General features: G+C 51.0%; 18 protein-coding genes and 2 pseudogenes. 9 read left to right on the top strand and 11 right to left on the bottom strand.

Translation table 11 applies throughout. The features are described from left to right. Nucleotides 1–17: 17 nt before the first annotated feature. Complete coding sequence (locus tag HFP08_RS02470; protein ID WP_168118943.1) at nt 18–1,094, bottom strand: Gfo/Idh/MocA family protein; 1,077 nt, start codon at nt 1,092–1,094, stop codon at nt 18–20. Between the two features lie 180 nt (nt 1,095–1,274). Here HFP08_RS02470 and HFP08_RS02465 point away from each other — a divergent pair, with 180 nt between their 5' ends. Next, entirely contained in the window at nt 1,275–2,159 is an 885-nt protein-coding gene (locus tag HFP08_RS02465; RefSeq protein ID WP_168118942.1) for an AraC family transcriptional regulator, read from the top strand. Between the two features lie 67 nt (nt 2,160–2,226). On the opposite strand, the gene HFP08_RS02460 is transcribed toward HFP08_RS02465, so the two are convergent. After that, the gene (locus tag HFP08_RS02460) at nt 2,227–2,418 is read right to left on the bottom strand and encodes a DUF3934 family protein (RefSeq protein ID WP_168118941.1); all 192 of its coding nucleotides are present in this window, start codon (nt 2,416–2,418) and stop codon (nt 2,227–2,229) included. A gap of 53 nt (nt 2,419–2,471) precedes the next feature. Further along, the gene (locus HFP08_RS02455; RefSeq protein WP_168119431.1) at nt 2,472–3,365 is read right to left on the bottom strand and encodes a helix-turn-helix transcriptional regulator; all 894 of its coding nucleotides are present in this window, start codon (nt 3,363–3,365) and stop codon (nt 2,472–2,474) included. Nucleotides 3,366–3,528: 163 nt separating this feature from the next. Between HFP08_RS02455 and modA the strand changes: the two genes are divergently transcribed. Then, nucleotides 3,529–4,371: a molybdate ABC transporter substrate-binding protein gene (modA, locus tag HFP08_RS02450; RefSeq protein ID WP_240941040.1), complete on the top strand. Its 843-nt coding sequence runs from the start codon at nt 3,529–3,531 to the stop codon at nt 4,369–4,371. Between the two features lie 12 nt (nt 4,372–4,383). Next, on the top strand, nt 4,384–5,046 hold the full coding sequence (gene modB, locus HFP08_RS02445) for a molybdate ABC transporter permease subunit (protein WP_168118940.1): 663 nt from the start codon (nt 4,384–4,386) through the stop codon (nt 5,044–5,046). 126 nt (nt 5,047–5,172) lie between these two features. Here the strand turns inward: modB and HFP08_RS02440 are convergent, their stop codons facing one another. Beyond that, nucleotides 5,173–5,892 carry a YebC/PmpR family DNA-binding transcriptional regulator gene (locus HFP08_RS02440; RefSeq protein WP_168118939.1) on the bottom strand — a complete coding sequence of 240 codons (720 nt, stop codon included), beginning with the start codon at nt 5,890–5,892 and terminating at the stop codon, nt 5,173–5,175. A gap of 256 nt (nt 5,893–6,148) precedes the next feature. Here HFP08_RS02440 and HFP08_RS02435 point away from each other — a divergent pair, with 256 nt between their 5' ends. Further along, nucleotides 6,149–6,355 carry a hypothetical protein gene (locus HFP08_RS02435; RefSeq protein WP_168118938.1) on the top strand — a complete coding sequence of 69 codons (207 nt, stop codon included), beginning with the start codon at nt 6,149–6,151 and terminating at the stop codon, nt 6,353–6,355. 63 nt (nt 6,356–6,418) lie between these two features. Continuing rightward, complete coding sequence (locus HFP08_RS02430; RefSeq protein ID WP_240941037.1) at nt 6,419–6,673, top strand: hypothetical protein; 255 nt, start codon at nt 6,419–6,421, stop codon at nt 6,671–6,673. Nucleotides 6,674–6,729: 56 nt separating this feature from the next. On the opposite strand, the gene HFP08_RS02425 is transcribed toward HFP08_RS02430, so the two are convergent. From HFP08_RS02425 to HFP08_RS02405, 5 genes and pseudogenes are all read right to left on the bottom strand, one after another. Continuing rightward, nucleotides 6,730–6,900, bottom strand: a complete 171-nt coding sequence (locus HFP08_RS02425; RefSeq protein WP_168118937.1) for a hypothetical protein — start codon at nt 6,898–6,900, stop codon at nt 6,730–6,732. Then, a complete protein-coding gene (locus HFP08_RS02420) occupies nt 6,890–7,438 on the bottom strand; it encodes a 4-hydroxybenzoate synthetase (protein WP_168118936.1) in 549 nt (182 codons plus the stop codon). The genes HFP08_RS02425 and HFP08_RS02420 overlap by 11 nt, the downstream gene beginning before the upstream one ends. Nucleotides 7,439–7,461: 23 nt before the next feature. Next, a pseudogene (locus HFP08_RS02415) lies at nt 7,462–8,334 on the bottom strand (bifunctional 3-deoxy-7-phosphoheptulonate synthase/chorismate mutase); the annotation flags it as partial. Further along, nucleotides 8,276–9,538 (bottom strand): phenylacetate--CoA ligase family protein, encoded by a 1,263-nt coding sequence (locus tag HFP08_RS02410; RefSeq protein ID WP_168118934.1) that lies wholly within the window; start codon nt 9,536–9,538, stop codon nt 8,276–8,278. The gene HFP08_RS02410 and the pseudogene HFP08_RS02415, both read right to left, overlap by 59 nt. Nucleotides 9,539–9,568: 30 nt before the next feature. Beyond that, a complete protein-coding gene (locus HFP08_RS02405; RefSeq protein WP_168118933.1) occupies nt 9,569–10,912 on the bottom strand; it encodes a phenylacetate--CoA ligase family protein in 1,344 nt (447 codons plus the stop codon). Nucleotides 10,913–11,136: 224 nt separating this feature from the next. On the opposite strand from HFP08_RS02405, the gene HFP08_RS02400 reads away from it, so the two are divergent. The 4 genes and pseudogenes from HFP08_RS02400 to HFP08_RS29140 all read left to right on the top strand — a co-directional run. After that, nucleotides 11,137–11,667 (top strand): hypothetical protein, encoded by a 531-nt coding sequence (locus tag HFP08_RS02400; RefSeq protein ID WP_168118932.1) that lies wholly within the window; start codon nt 11,137–11,139, stop codon nt 11,665–11,667. Nucleotides 11,668–11,672: 5 nt separating this feature from the next. Continuing rightward, on the top strand, nt 11,673–12,521 hold the full coding sequence (locus HFP08_RS02395) for a hypothetical protein (protein ID WP_206109165.1): 849 nt from the start codon (nt 11,673–11,675) through the stop codon (nt 12,519–12,521). A gap of 39 nt (nt 12,522–12,560) precedes the next feature. Then, entirely contained in the window at nt 12,561–12,794 is a 234-nt protein-coding gene (locus HFP08_RS02390) for a hypothetical protein (protein ID WP_168118931.1), read from the top strand. Nucleotides 12,795–12,862: 68 nt separating this feature from the next. Further along, nucleotides 12,863–12,979: pseudogene (locus HFP08_RS29140) on the top strand (DapH/DapD/GlmU-related protein); the annotation flags it as partial. Nucleotides 12,980–13,037: 58 nt separating this feature from the next. On the opposite strand, the gene HFP08_RS02380 reads toward HFP08_RS29140, so the two are convergent. Both HFP08_RS02380 and HFP08_RS02375 read right to left on the bottom strand, forming a co-directional pair. After that, entirely contained in the window at nt 13,038–15,932 is a 2,895-nt protein-coding gene (locus HFP08_RS02380) for a glycoside hydrolase family 2 TIM barrel-domain containing protein (protein ID WP_168118930.1), read from the bottom strand. Next, nucleotides 15,929–16,273: a hypothetical protein gene (locus tag HFP08_RS02375; protein ID WP_168118929.1), complete on the bottom strand. Its 345-nt coding sequence runs from the start codon at nt 16,271–16,273 to the stop codon at nt 15,929–15,931. Before HFP08_RS02375 ends, HFP08_RS02380 begins: the two co-directional genes overlap by 4 nt. Between the last annotated feature and the right edge of the window lie 135 nt (nt 16,274–16,408).

Raw genomic sequence — 16,408 nt, 5'->3', positions numbered from 1 at the left:
TTCCATTTGAAGATTTACTAATGCTTCAGATCATGCTCACGCAGGATGTCGCCAATGCGGACAAGCTTGCCGCCTTCCTTCATGCTGCGCTCCATCGCAGCCATCAAGGCGAGTGTCTGCAGCGCTTCCTCGGCGTCTGGCAGCGGTTTGATGTTGTTGTCCAGGCAATCCGCGAAATATTCGATATAATTCTGATATTCGCCGGCATGATGGCTCTTGCCTTCGAAGCGGAAGTAATAATCATGCTTATCCTCGAAGGAATGCGTTACCCTGCCTTCCCCCGCAAAATGCGTATGATAGCGCAGATTGGAATACTCTGCCCTAGAGGAGCCCTTCGTTCCCCGAATAACGCAGCCAATCCCGGGCTCAACCTCCGAGCCCAGCGCCGGCATCGTATAGCTGCCTGAAATTTGTCCGATTCTTCCCTTGTCGTCGCGGACGAGGAGACGCATGGAATCCCATGTGTAGAGGCCGTATACGCGGCTATTCTCGCTTACATTGCCGAAGCCTGTCACCTCGGCCGCATCCGGCAAATACCAGCGAACCAGATCAACGGCGTGAATCATGAAATTATACATCCAGCTGAAGCCCCGTTGCCGGCTCCAGGGCTTGTCAAGAAACCAGCGGCTGTCCGAAATGTAGTGAGCCTCAACCGTCTGAACATCGCCGTGACGCCCTTGCTCGAAGTCGGCCCTTTGATGAATCATTGGCTCGAAGAAGCGAGAGCTCTGGCCCACGAATACTCTTCTGCCTGATTTCCGCACGGCTTCCAGGAGCTCTTTCGAGCCTTCCAGCGATGTGAGCATCGGCTTGGTGCAGATCACATGCTTGCCGGCCTCCAACGCTTGAATGATATGGGCAAGATGCAATTGGTCGGGTGTATAGATCGCAACGGCGTCAATCTCGGGATCGCTCAGCAGCTCGCTGTAATCCGTCGTCCAATTGTCGAATCCGAATTCCTCGGCTCGATGCTCGCACAGCGATTGATTGAGATCGCATACCTTCGTCAGCTCCCATCTCTTGCTCGAAAGCGCAGCCGACATAATGCTTCGACCCTCGCCTAATCCGATAACGCCAAGCTTGTACGTTTTCATGAATCCTCTTCCTCCTCGTTAGGCGGCAGCTCCGCCCTTCTTCGCCTTTTGCGCCTCAATCCAGATGGTGCTTTCCATTCCATTGTGGATTGTCTATAATTATAGGCGCAACGCTTCAACAGTTCTCTATCTGATATTGCTGATAAGTTAAGAGATATTGCTGTTTGGAGGGACTTCAGCATGACAAATCCTATGCAAATCAGGCAAAATGTTCCGCATCGCATGCCGGGCTTTCCGCTCGATGTGTTTCACATCAAGCCGCCGGGCAAGGAAATTCTGCATCTGCACTGGCATGACGATTGGGAGATTATCTATTTTGTGAGAGGCAATGCGACCTTCTATATCGGCTCCGAAACCATTCGGCCGGAGCCGGGCGATTTGATGTTCGTAAACAAAGGAATGATTCATACAGGGTTTGCGGATGACGAGCTTGAGGTGGAATATTATGCAATCGTATTTCATTCCGAGTTAGTCGAAGGCATGACGGGCAGTTCCTATCTTCGTCAAATTACGACCCCCTATATCGCGGGCAGGAGCTTCTTTCCTCCTTATCTATCCGCGAATGACGAGCATTATTCGCTTATCGCCGGAATGATTGAACAGCTCATTGTTGAATATGAAGTGCAAGCAAGGGGATTTCAGCTTGCGATTTCGTCCATGCTGCAACTCCTGCTCGTCCATCTATCCCGATATTATGTCTCAGCAGGCGTCTCGGGCTCATTCACGGGAGAATTAAGCGAGAAGTTCAAAGAGCTGATTGCGTACCTGGAGATGCATTATCCGGAGAAGTTGACCGTACAGCGAGCGGCCGACATCGTCAATCTGAGCGAATACCATTTCTGCAGAACCTTCAAGAGAGTAACCGGCAAAACCTTCGTGGAGTATGTCAATCTGCTTCGAGTCAATGCCGCCGAACAGTTGCTGATTAACACCTCCGACCCGGTCACGGAAATCGCGTTTAACGTCGGCTTCGGCAGCGTCAATTATTTCAGCCAACTATTCAGGCAATACAAGAGACATTCACCTTCAGATTGTCGGAAGCGATACGCGCGCGGGCTCTCTTGAATCGAAAAGAGCTCTCCAATCGCTGGCGACTGGAAAGCTCTGTCTACACTACATCATTCGCTTTGGTTTATTGCTTATCGGGCTCTTTCCCTTTGTCTGCACTTGAAGCTCCGCTCTTGTCGGTCGCCTTCCCTTTGGAAGCGGCAGGCTTCGCAAACACCCGTTTGGCCGACTTTTTCTTCTCCGCCGCCTGCCAACGGTTCCACCCTTTCTTGCCCGTGCCCCTGCCTGTTCCGCCCTTGCCTTTCGATCCGCTCATTGCCACACTCCTCAATTCGTTAACTGTGTCTTTTCCAAATGCCGTTTAAGTTTTTACGTTTCGTATAAAATCTGGCCCGTCAGAGACAGATCATAGCTTTGCAAGGCGCCGAGCTCCTTGCGGAAACGCGTGGAGCGAAGCAGTTCCAGCACCTCCGGAATCCATTTTCTATTGTCCTCGTTCTTCATTAAGACAAGATCATATTGCTCTAATTGGAGCGGCAGGAATGAGACATTGCCGACTATGCTTGCAGCCTTCTCGATGCCAACGCCGACATCGGCCTCCCCGGACGCCACCTTGCTGGCCACGCCAAGATGATTGGACTGCTCGTCTCCATACCCGATAAGCCGAGTTGCGGGAATGCCGTGTAGTCTAAGCTGCTCATCAAGCAGTACGCGGGCTCCTGAGCCCTTCTCCCGATTCACGATCCGAAGACCGTCCTGTTTGAGATCATCCCAATGCTTGAGTCCGAGCGGATTATCGTTCGCGACATAGAGCCCCGCCCAGCGCGACAGCAGATTTACAACGATATAGGAGGAGCCGACAAGAATTTTTCGAATATAGGGCAGATTATAAGCATTCGTCTCTCCGTCCCATAGATGGGTGCTGACGATATCGGATTCCCCGCGATACATGGCAATCAAGCTGTCCAGACTTCCCACATGCGCGCGAAGAGGTCTGACATCCGGCACGGCTTCCTCCATATGCTTCGCCAGGAGATCGAGGCTAATGTCTTGGCCGGTTATAACGACTGGTCGTTTGACGCTCTTAGTCGCTCCCTTCGAGCGTTGTTTGTATGCCTCCAGATCAGCTTCGTCCACACGCATTTGCTTGCCCACACGATAGGACGCCAGTTCGCCCTTCTTGATCAGATCGTAGACGGTAAGCTTGGACACCTTCAATAAAGCCGCAATTTCTTCCGTCGTATAGGATACAGGAGCCGTCATTGCTTCCACCTCGCAGCTTCGATTCATTCACTGTTCCTTATCTTATCATAGTTTGCGGTTTGTTCGGGAAATGTAGAGATAAGATTTTTGTCATTGCGCTTTTTCGTTATACCTAGTTATAATTAGTTATATTTAAATATAATTAGATAGATTAGGAGTGGTGATGTTGATTAACCGTACACAGAGATTTACGGCAGTCATGCTTTTCCTGGTATTCCTTCTAGGTCTTGTTGGCTGCAGTCAAGCCGGAAACGCTAATGATGGCTCCAATCAGCCGACAAACGATACTGCGGAGCCATCCTCCGCCGAACCGGTGGAGCTCGTACTGTCCGCAGCCGCTAGCTTGACCGACGCGCTAACCGAGCTTCAAACGCTCTATCAATCCGAGCATGAGAATGTCACCTTGCAATTCAATTTCGGCGGTTCGGGCGCCTTGCAGAAGCAAATCGAGAACGGCGCTCCGGCAGACCTGTTCTTATCGGCGGCGAGCGGTCCGATGGAAACGCTTGTTGCGGATAAGTTCGTTGAAGAAGATGAACAGACGAAGCTGCTGAATAACGAGTTGGTGGTCGTTACTCCTGCAGGCGGCCAGAAGCAATTAACGTCGTTAAATGATTTGACGAACTCCTCCTTCAGCCACATCGCCATCGGCATTCCCGAAAGCGTGCCGGCTGGCAATTACGCCAAAGAAGCGCTCCTCAGCGCCTCGTTGTGGGAACCATTGACATCCAAAACGGTTCAAGCGAAGGACGTACGGCAAGTGCTTCAATATGTGGAGACGGGCAATGCCGACGCCGGCTTTGTCTATCGAACGGATGCCTTGACTTCCGAAAAAGCGCAAGTCGCTCTAACGGTGGATCAAAGCTTATATACGCCGGTCGAATATCGAATCGGCATCTTGAAGGCAACGGAACATAAAGCGGCAGCCGAAGAGTTATACGCCTACTTGCAGTCCTCGGAGGCGCATAACGTATTCGAGAAATACGGCTTTACCGTTCCCGAATAAAGCAGGCAAACCATGACCTTTTCCGATTTCCTAACGCCGGTTCTCTTATCACTGAAGGTTGCGATTCTTGCAAGCATTCTTGTCTTGTTGCTTGGCGTCGGTACGGCATGGTGGATGAGACGGCGAACCTTCAAAGGAAAGCTGCTGCTTGAAACAGTCTTCATGCTGCCGCTTGTATTGCCCCCCACCGTGGTTGGCTTCATCCTGCTCGTCTTGCTCGGACGAAGAAGCTGGATCGGCAAGCTTGCGGAGGCGATATTCGCCTCCCCCATTCTATTCTCTTGGTGGGCGGCAGTGTTGGCGTCCATCGTCGTGTCGTTCCCGCTGGTCTATCAGACGATGAAAACCGGCTTCGGGAGCATTGATCGTAGCCTGGAGGAAGCGGCGAGATCGGCAGGCGCGTCCGACCGGCAAGTATTCCGGTATATCTCGCTCCCGCTGGCTCTCCCTTCCTCAATGACAGCGTTCATTCTTGGTTTCGCCCGATCGCTTGGCGAGTTCGGCGCAACCTTGATGATCGCAGGCAATATCCCTGGTCGAACGCAGACGCTGCCAACAGCGATCTACGTGGCCGTCGACGCCGGTCATACGGCAATGGCGTGGGTTTGGACGATTTCGATCATTGTCATTTCGTTCCTGCTGCTGCTGATTACCTATCGCAAAGCTCGCGATTAAAGGCCGCCCATACCGGCCGCCCATGCTCGCGGCAACGGATTGCCGTCGATCATCGCGCCGAGCAAGCGCAAGAAAGAAGCCGCGAATGCTCGCGGCTTCTTTCTGCTGAATCGTAAAATGGCGCGCCTAGTCCTCGAGCTCCACATTATGATAAACCTGCTGCACATCCTCCAGATCCTCGAGCGTGTCGATCAGCTTCTCGAACTGAGCTTGCGCGTCCCCGGGCAAAGATACATAATTTTGCGCCAGCATGGATAGCTCGGCCACGGTGAATTCCTCTATGCCTGCCGCTTTGCATGCTTCTTGAACGGCATGGAATTGATCGGGCTCCGCATAGACGATAATGACGTCATCCTCTTCCACGATATCGCGAACGTTCACGTCGGCCTCCAGCATAATCTCCATAATTTCGTCAAGCGTGCGGCCGGCAATGCCGAACACCGCAGTCGCGTCGAACATATAGGAAACCGATCCGGAGACGCCCATGCTTCCGCCTTGCTTATTGAACGCGGAGCGAACCTCAGGCGCTGTACGATTCACATTATTCGTCAAAGTGTCAACGATGACCATCGATCCATTCGGCCCGAAGCCTTCATAACGCAGCTCCTGATAATTGTCGTCTCCGCTTCCTTTCGCTTTATCCAGCGCGCGGTCGATAATCGCTTTCGGCACATTATAGGTTTTCGCTCTTTCCAGCACAACCTTCAGCGCGCGATTCGATTCCGGATCCGGCTCGCCCTTCTTGGCTGCTACATAAATTTCAACGCCGAACTTGGCGTATATGCGACTTGTGTTTGCATCTTTGGATGCTTTCTTCTCTTTAATATTATTCCATTTACGTCCCATGCTGCTCCCACTTTCTTCATTATTCATTCTCTAACAGTATAACCGAAATCGACTGACTTTGGACAGCCATTCTCGAACAAACCTTTTGCCTATACAGCGTGGAACAAGCAGGAGCCTCCGGCTTGCGCTTCGAAAATGGATTGCTGCGGAATTGTCCCCTCCAGCGTCATACACCCATATGCTCTAGCAGTCATCATCATATACTAGATTAGGAGAGGAAACAGCACGAAAGAACAAGAAGGATGTGAAGCTTCCATTGGGCAAAAAAAATATGGGATTCGCAGATCGGGCTCTCTTTATTCTTGGTCTGACTTTAGCCGGTGTCATAGCATTCGTGCTGGTAGCCGGTGTCGTAGTCGCTATGTTGAATGTATATGTGACAAGCAGCTTCCGAAGCAAAAGGACAAAAAAACCTGAAGCATTAATTGAACATGCGAAGCAAGAGAATGCGCAAGAAGAATGATGCGGATGCTGCTCAAATTTAATTGAGAGAGGGATGAGACCATTGTCGAAGGAAGCGGAGGGAATGTCGAAGATGTTCGACGAAATCAAAAATGGATTTTTGCAATTCGCAAATCGTTATGCGAAAGCCGTACAAAGCGGTGCCGAAGTGGCGGGAGAGCATGTTGTTGATTCGTTGGAGGAATTGGATAGAGCGGCAGATATTCCTGCCGGAAAGCTGTTTGAGGCTGTAAAAGCAGGCGCGCTGCATGCTGTTGAACAAATGGTCATCTCGGGCGAGGAATTTGTTGCGCAAATGAAAAAGAATCAAAACGAATGAGATCGCTATATTATGTATTCTGCTTCTCTATTCCATAATAGGGAAGCAGATTTTACTTAAACGTCCCGAGGGATGCTTTTTTTGCTTTTTTTCTCTGCTTTCAGCATGTTCCTCTCCTGCTTTTTCTGCTCCTTATCGTTTTTCTTCTGTTCCTTCCTCTTCTCTTTCTCTGCTTGTTTGGCTTGTTTCTCAAGCTCCTTCTCTTCTCTCATTTGATCATTCCTCATTATTCCTACCTCCATCGTTATTTATTGCTTGCCTTAAACGGTGATTGACAAGCTCCGGGTTGAAGTATTCCAGCATTTGAATGCCGGGAAGGAGACCGAAGTATATGAAATATTTCTTGTATGGGATGAGACTGCCGCAATCGAAAAATCGAAGCGAAACCGGTTTTTGAAATAAATCGACGACATCTGCCTTCGGAATAAAGCCGGATGCCGCTACCTCTCTGAAGGATTCAAGGCCTAACGCGCTGATCGACTTTCCAATTCCCTCTTGTTTGCCGGCGATCTTCTCGAACAGTGCCGGCGGAACATTCCCGGAATGAACAAGCGCTATATTTTGGGAAACAACCAGATTCGTACTGCCGCTTACCAAAATCGATTCTCGAATATGATCTCCGCCTGCAAGCTCTTGACGCAATACTGATACGCGCATCTTCTCATTCAACAAGGTTTCCAGCATATCGGTAGTGCGGCCGTCCGTCGCTAACAACATCTCGAATACCAGACGCCGCAAAAAATCAAAGGTTTTCTTATCCTGCATGGACGCTATCCCCCATCCTCATGTCAATGAAACAAATTGGAATCGCGGAGACCCTTCCAGAATTGATGGAATTCTTCCAGGTTGATTTGCTGCTTGGCGTCAGAGAGCGCTTCGGGCGGATTAGGGTGCACTTCAATCATAATGCCGTCAGCTCCGGCTGCAAGCGCGGCTTTCGCGCATGGAAGCAGAATATCCTTCCTGCCTGTCGAATGGGTGACATCTACGAGAACGGGCAGATGCGTTTCTTGTTTCAATAGGGGAACAGCGGATATATCGAGCGTATTGCGAGTCCATTTCTCGAAGGTGCGAATGCCTCGTTCGATGAGAATAACTTGCGTATTGCCTTGATGAACGATATATTCGGCCGCGAATAGGAATTCTTCGAGCGTTGCGGACAAGCCTCGTTTCAGTAGCACAGGGTTTTTGGTGCGTCCGACAGCTTTCAATAATTCGAAATTTTGCATATTGCGAGCGCCGATTTGGAAGATGTCGATATAGCGTGCTGCTTGATCAATTTGCTCCTTGCTCATGATTTCACTAATGGTGATCAAGCCGGTTTTATCCGCCGCCTCCTTCATTAGTCTCAGCCCTTCCACTCCAAGTCCCTGGAAATCATAAGGAGAGGTTCTTGGCTTGAACGCGCCTCCCCGCAGGAACTTAACGCCTTCCTGCTTCAAGGTCTCGGCCACCGTCAACAGTTGATGCTTCGATTCGACAGAGCAAGGTCCTGCGATGACAACATGCGAAGCTCCTCCAATTTCAACGTCTTTTACTTTAATAATGGTGTTATCCTGCTGGTATTGACGGCTAACCAGCAGCTTGCGCTCCTTGTTGGAATCATTCTGATTTTGACTCATGCTGATCATTCCCTCTAATTCGTTTTTGAATATATACCGGCTTGATCGAAGGCGTGTTATCCATAAGCGCGTTACGATTAAGCAACATAGAGTCGTGTACGATTCCAACGGTTACCGGCACCTGCAGCATCTTGCCCAATATGGAACGAATATCTTCAATATTCCAGCGATTCCAATGGTGAGAATCCAGCAGGACATGCAGGCCATTCTCCCTCTCGAACACCTTCCATGCATCCGGCACGGGCGACAAGGAATAGACGGCTTCTTGAATATCGAACGCATCCAATACCTTGTCGCCAATTCGAATGCGATCCATGCCTCTTCCGAAATGCGTAAGCTTGTTTGTTAGACGGCCGCAACCGCAATTGGAGGAGGCATCTATCGAAATAATATCTTCATTAAAGTAACGCAGCAGCGGTGAGCCTTGATGGGACAGCGTCGTTATAGCCGCAAAGCCTCTCTCTCCTGGATCGACAGAATGAGAACCATCCTCGCTTAGCGCTTCTACTATAAAATCTTGTTGGGCTACATGCATCTCTCCATGCTCGCACATCACTGCAATATTGGCTGTTTCCGTCGAGCCGTACAGATTGTAGACGGGCACGCCCCATAGCTTCTCGATATGCCTCTTCCGTCTCGCGCTCATCAGCTCTCCGGCAACGCAGATCGCCCGCAATGACGGGAAATCGACGAGGCCGAGGAGACGAGCTGCTTCGGCCAGCAGCTCCATTTCACGCGGAAGTCCCGCCAGGATCGTGACATCAAGACGCTTCATCAGATCAAGCACCCTTGGATATGGCGTCACAACCGTTCGCCCGCTTGCGGGAACCACTTCCGCGCCGACCCCTCTTGCCGCTTCCTGCATAAGGAAAGCGGGCAGCGCCAGTGCATAGGGAAAACGGATAAGCACCGAATCCTCAGCGTTTAATTGCATGTCGCATTCCATTACTTGCTGTCCGCCGGTTCGCAAATCCGCTTGCGTGAACCAAGATGCGGACGGTATGCCGGTTGTGCCGGTAGATTCGTGATACTGCGAAATCTGCCTTCGATTAACGGCAAGACTTCCGTATGTGCCTGCGTTTCTCAGCTCCTCCTTTGTCGTAAGCGGCAAGGAATGGAGCTGATTCAGCTCCAAACGATTTCGATCGATTGACGCCAGTTTTTCCTTATACAGCGGTGAATGAGCTAATCTGGCAATCAAAGCTTCGAACCTGTCCTTCAGCGCCGGATTGCAGTCGATCATTTGGAGACACCTCCTTCTATGCGGAATGGCTTACATGATGATTCGGGTTGCTTTGCCGAATGAGCGAGGAATATCGTGCCTAATCTCTACTTCGCAAGGAATACCCATTCGATCCAGCATATGATTGCGGATTTTCGCAGCCAATTGTTCTTCTGTCAAGCTCGTTCGGAACGGCTCGGCCACAATCTTCAAAGCATTATCGCTGGGCTTTAATTGATACCACATTCCCACATCCCCAATTTCCATCAGAAATTGTTCCAGCATGAACGGAGAGTAGCTCTCGCCATTAAAGGTCAGAATATTCTCCATCCTTCCCCGGAGCTGCAGAACATCCATCGTAAGACCGCAAGCGCATTTCGATGCTTGCAGAAATCCGATATCACCGGTACGGTAACGAATCATCGGCATTGCTTCCCGCAGCAAAGTCGTCACAACGATTTCGCCTATTTTGCCATAAGGAAGCTTCTCTCCCGTCGCTCTGTCGACAATCTCTACTTTCACATGACCCTCCATGATGTGATAGCCTCTATGATTGCTGCATTCCACTGCGACAACGCCGCATTCCGTCGAGCCGTAGAAGAAGGATACCTCGCAGCCCCACCATTGCTCAAGACGCTCGCGGAACGCGCCCGAACAGCCTTCGCCAGTCAGCCATATTTTCTTCAAGCGAATATCCTTGCCAATGGCAATGCCGCATTTCTCGCTTTCTTCCGCCAAGAGAGCGGCATAGGACGGAGTCGTTGCCAGTACGGTGGCTCCGTATTCCTTCATTAATTCCAGCGATTTATCTACAGGGGCCATATAACCACCTTTGCCCAGAGATAGAATTGCGGTTCCAAACGCAAATTGGAATAAACGCTGAAAGCCAAGTCCAGGAAGCGCAAATTCATAGGGCAATGCGATTGCTGCCACATCCGCCTCCGATTCCTTGAACAATTCCAGATATTTCGGCAGCAAATCATATACATATTGATCCGCCAATGTGTAGGACGTATAGATCGGCTTGCCCGAAGTACCGCTTGTGAGATGAACCTGACCGATTTCCTTCGCCTCTACGCACAAAATTTTTTCTTTGTCGCCTCGTATTACCTCTTTATGAAGCATGGGCAAAGCCGCCAACTGCTCCATGCTTTGAATCTCCGGAACGGCAAAGCCTGCCTCCTGCAGCTTTGAACGATAATAGTCGTTTCGGCTCCAGGCATGAGCGAGCGTCGCGTTAATCGCGTTCAATTGATACGCTTCGATTTCCTGCCGAGGCAGCTTTTCTATCGTTTTCCCCTCATCATCCAGCTTTTTGAAAAAGGATTTGAATGATTCAAGATGAGAGGCATGCTCGTCGATGTTAACCGTCATTTTATGAGTGAGCATTTTCATAGATAACCTCCTATCCATGCTGTTATTGACATGTATTTCGGGAACCGTTGCCCTCCTTTCCAATTTCTCTATTAGCAAATGCGTGCTTTCATAGATTGGTTTCGGACAAACGTATATTTTATGAAAATAAGGATTTCATCCAATCGGAGGAACCGAATCTATCATATTGTACGAGTAGCTAACATTTGAAATGAGAGAGTTTCTTTCATAGGGAGGTTGCTATTATGGTAGAAGGCAGCAATTTCGAGAAACGATTAAAAGAAGCGAAGAAGCTGCATCATGCAGGGACGGACGGAGATAAAAAGGCGGCAAAAATCGCTAATGAAAAGCTCGTTAAGCTACGGCGAATCGCTCCCGAGCATGCGCTTGTTGAAGCCTATTACGGCAGTTCATTAGCCTTGTTGGCTCGCGACAGCATGCGGCTTCCAGAGAAAGAGGAATTGGCGTTGGCAGCTATCGAAGCATTGAACCACGCCGTTGCGATGGAGCCGAATCAAAAAGAAATTAGATTCTTGCGCGCGAACGTCTCTCTTCGGCTGCCCGATGACTATTTCCACACCGCTCAAGCAGCAATTGAGGATTTTTCCTTCCTGCTTGAGCGTTACGGAGCTGATTCCACATTTCTTACCGCCAAGCAATTGAAAGAGGTACTAAACCAATTAAGCGAAGCTTATCGAATTGCGGGACATCTTAATAAGGCGGATGAGATCTTGCAGAAACTCGTCAAGCTGAAAAGCGAGGGAATTGACAAGTGACCAACATGATTGACATGAAACGACCCCAAATGCTGGACGAAAGAATGCTGACAGCCATACGGCTTCATAATGAAGGCGTCGAGGGCAGCGAAGCGGCTGCACTGGAAGCCAATCGATTATTGGAGCAACTGCGAATCGACCTTCCGCATTCAGCCTTGCTGGATGCTTATTATGGGAGCTCCATGATCTTGATTGCTCGTGACAAAATAAACCCGTTCGATAAGCTCAGGTGGTCCAATAATGGTTTAAAGCTTTTGGACAGCGCGGTTGCCGCCGATCCCCGTAATGCCGAAATTCGCTTGCTTCGCGGTAAAAACGCCTATGAGCTTCCGGAGAAATATTTCCACCGAACGAACACCGTAATCGAGGATTATACCCTCCTCATCGAAATGCAATTGAAGCAGGAGCAAAACCTGCGAGCTGACCTGTTCTCCCAGTTGTTGGACGAACTGAGCGAAGCTTATGCCCGAATCGGAATGAACAAGCAGGCCGCAGCTCTCTGGAGCAGACTAGAATTGCAAACGCAGAACGGGGAATGGAAGCAGCTCCTGGGTCAAAAACGGCTATTACAAGCAAACAAACCTTCAGCTCAAAATCTGCCGGACAATGCCGAAAATTCCACTTCCATGTTAATCGAAGGAACCCGGTCTCTCGGAAACGCGCTTCTGACCTGGTCGGGCGAAAAAAAGAAGATTGAAAAATCAAAAAAACAAATGAAAGAAGAGAAGAAACAAAAGAAGAAATTGAAAGAAAAGGAACAAAAAAAAGAGAAAAAAGCAATAAAAAAATTATCGCAAGCAAAATCCAAAAAAAAGATGGACGCAGGAAAAAAGATCATTCGCATAAAAAATTAACCTCTTGATGCCGCACGAACGGGAAAGGAGGTGATATCTATGTCTAAAAAAAGCAAAAAAGAAGCGAAAATTTCGAACAACCATGCAAAGGATTTTTTTCAATCCGTCTTGAAAACCGGCGCAACAAATATCGGAAACCAACTGCTTGCGGCTGTAGACGATGTCAATCAACCATCCGATATTGTTATGGAGAAAATACTAACCGCCCTGAAAACCGGTGCTATCGCGACAGGACAAGAGGTTGTACGAGGACGTCTCAGCAAACTTCAGTAACAAGGTGAAAGAAACCCTGAGTCTCTGAGAGGCTTGGGGTTTCCCTCCTCCCACTCGTCAGCTTGTAACGAGCATCAGGCGCGGAGTTCGGCTAACCGGTCACGATTAGCAACAACGTGTGGATCGGCGGACGAGCCGTCATTAACCCTGGCATCACTATCGGGGACAACATGGTCATCGCCAACAAGCACCGCAACCGAAAGAGGCGTCCCCGCTTCCAGCCGGAGGAGGACGCCTTCTTTTTTACCTGCCAAGCTTCGTAAAGGCGCGCCCCGTATAGCCGGACGACACCGCAATCGGCGGTTTCGTGTAATCTCCCCACGAAATTTCGGGATAGTTAAATTCGTTGTTCACGATAAAGCGGGTATCCCCGATCTCTTTGCCGTCCAACACGACAAAATGGTCAATGTTCACATAACTGTTGTTGGAGCCCGGTGCGTTCTCCCCAGTAACCTCGATCCGCAAAGTATGCTCGCCCATGGAAAGATCCTGCACGGCATAAACCAACTGCTTGTGCAATCGTCTGTAGCCCCGCGCCGTCTTGCCGGCACGACTCAAGCCCAAGTCGATATCCGCCTTCTTCAATTCCCCGTCCACATAAAGCTTGGCCATGCCGCAGATACGGTCCTGACTGGAATACCACGCGATCCCCGTCCCTACAAACCTGTATTCGCAGTAATCTCCCCCGAATGCCGACCACGTTTCCGAATTCCCTATCGTACGGTAACGCGTAGCCTGTCGCGCCCAGCTTCCCGAATAACGTATGCCGGGATCGTCGTCATTCACGACATGATCCGGCCTCAGCATCACTTCCATCCTGACGGATGCGCTCCCGTCCGACAAGACCGAGAACTTCCCCTGCCCGTTCTCCAACGAAGCGGACAGAATCGACGGCTTCATGCTTGTAAAATCGCGCGTGCCCCATCGTCCGATATCATATTTGCCGAAGATCGGCCAGTCCTTCTCGTCCATCCGCCAGTCCCAGTCCGGCTTGGCATCCAGCACGTTGGCACCCCCAGGATTCAGCTTGCCAGTCCGCCCTTCCAGCCTCGCAATATGCCAGTCCGGGTACACGCTCCAGAGGCCCTTCCGCTTCCAGGTCAAAGTATCCAGTCCCTCCGCTACTACGTAAGAGACGCCTACTTCGTCATATCCTCCGGCATGTGACGTAATGCCTCCGCTGATGGCGATTTCCCGAGGACTCGGGTAAGGCATGTCGGTAATCGTATACGCCGTCTCCATCAGTCCGTCGGCATCAACGGTGATGACGAAGGTAACAGCAACCTTGTCATACCGGCCATGCAAAATCACCTGCGCGGCACCCGATACTTCGACGGCATCTATACTCTCGAGCTTCCACGGTCCCAAGGCCAACCCCGTCAGGTTAAGAATGGGGCCTCCTGTAAGCACCAATTCGCCGTTGTCGTAACCTTGCGTAATTTGCCCCGTCACCGCAGAGAAAACAATCGAAAACGTCGGCCCCGCAACGACAATGGAATCCCCTTCCCTGTTAATGGCCGGTGCCGTTCCGGATAGCTTCGGAGACTGCATGGCAGGTACGTCCAGTTCCAGCACGGCTTCATCCACCCGGAAGCCGAACGGATCGGTGAACGTCAGCTCCAACGTTGCGCCGCTCCGATAGGCAGCGGGAATAACAAGCCGTCCTGCCCCGCGCGGGGGCACATCGGGTCCGAGCAGCACGCCCTCCCGCCCCTCCAGCTTCCAGCCGATGCTGACCTCGTTCAGATTGGTATGGTTGAAACGGTTGACTATGTCCAGGACCGTGGCGCAACCGTCGGTCTTGGGCGGACTCGGCAGCACGATTGGCGAGAATCCTTTGCGCGTATGCCAATATTCCGGCTTCGGACGCCGCCAGCCGTCGAGAATGCCCCATGGGTGGGTAAAGGATCGGCTGTCCTTGATCCGGATGTCGTCGATGCCGGCCCATATCGCGCAGCCCAGTGCTCCGTCCGTCTCCCACAGCCGCTCCCAGAAACGATAGATCGTCTCGCCCCAGAAGTCCTTGACCCCGGGATCGCGCTGCTGCTCGCCCTTATTGTAACAAGGGATATGTGTCGATTCGTCGTGCAGCACGGGTCTGTCCTCGGGATCGTGATGGCTGCGGCGGAAACAATCCGTCAGGTCGGCCAGGTCCCTATCCCATCTGTCGTAGTGATTACTCCAAATATCTGTGGGCAGATCATCCTCGAACTGCGTTAGCGGATAACTGAAAATCGTAAGTCGGCCGGGATCGGCCTGCTTCGCGTAGGCATTCATCATGGCCAGATTGTCGCCCCAATAGCTCTCGTTGGCGAGGGACCATATAATAACGCTCGGACGGGAACGATCCCGTTCGATCAGCTCGGCGAATTGGTCCATGTAACGGGAAGTGTAAGCAGGGTCGTTCTCCGTGTGCCATGTCCCGTAACCCAGGAACGACACGGCAATCTCGTCCTCGACGTAAATGCCATAACGATCGCATAAGTCCAGGAAGACCGGGCTCGGCGGGTAATGACTGGTCCGGATAAAGTTAATGTTGGCTTCCTTAAAAAGACGGACATCCTCCTCCCACTGTTCGTGCGTTAGGGCCCTTCCCGAAATGGGATGAATATCATGCCGATTGATGCCCCGAAGCTTTAGAAGCTGGCCGTTAATGAATACCTCATTGCCTCTGCACTCGATTTGGCGAAAGCCAAGCTTCAGTTCGACCTCCTCTACGAGGATGCCATCCACCGTTAGGCCAGCGGCTAGCGTATACAGATTAGGGTGCTCGCTATCCCACTTGGCAGGCTCCGGCACATCGTATTGCGCGTTCCAATCCAAGCCCGCTTCCCCGGTCATCGGTCTCAATGCAAGCTCGTTCCCCGATGGAGAAATCAAGGTAAGGGCAAGAAGGCCTTTGCCGCCTTCGATGGACGCGGAGACGTTCAGAATCGCATCGGCATACCTCTCGTCGAATGTCGTCTCGACTTGAAATCTGCTTACGTATGAAGTGGGCACCGTATACAATATAACGTCCCGAATCAGCCCTCCCCGATGGAAGGGATTCACCTCCTGAGGTTTGTCCGTGATGCCGATGACGAGCCGGTGGCTTTTTCCAGCCTTTACGCAGTCTGTAATATCGCAATCCCAGCTCACGAAGCCCCATAGTGGTCTCGTACGAACTTCCCGTCAACGAACACCCTAGCCAGGCAATTCGCTCCGTTGAAGCGCAGCAGCACCCTGTTCCCTTCCCATTCCTCCGGGATGACAAGGTTGCGGGCATAAGCGTATTCATGTTCCCCCGCGTCCACTTGGAAAGGCACCGTCACGTTCTCCCATGCCGAGATATCGACTGCGGTATCTGTGAAATCGGCAGGCGCCTCCAAATGCAGCTTCCAATCCTCGCCGTTGAGAGATATTCGCGGCGTTTCTACACCCGCGACTTTAATAGGCATCGGATTCAAGCGGGGACGTGGCCAAATGTCTGTCTTGCTCAAAGTTATTCCTCCTCATGCTTACGTTTGGTTGTCCTAAAGATACCTCGCCGCGGGCATGATTCACATGGAATTATTCGAGCAATTTAATGAAAAAAACAGACAGATTGCACCTCCGTGTCTCCTGAACTGACGCCC

The organism is Paenibacillus sp. HB172176, from assembly GCF_011947265.1.
Classification (GTDB): Bacteria; Bacillota; Bacilli; order Paenibacillales; family Paenibacillaceae; genus Pristimantibacillus.
This window is presented reverse-complemented; position numbering and strand designations above follow the sequence as displayed.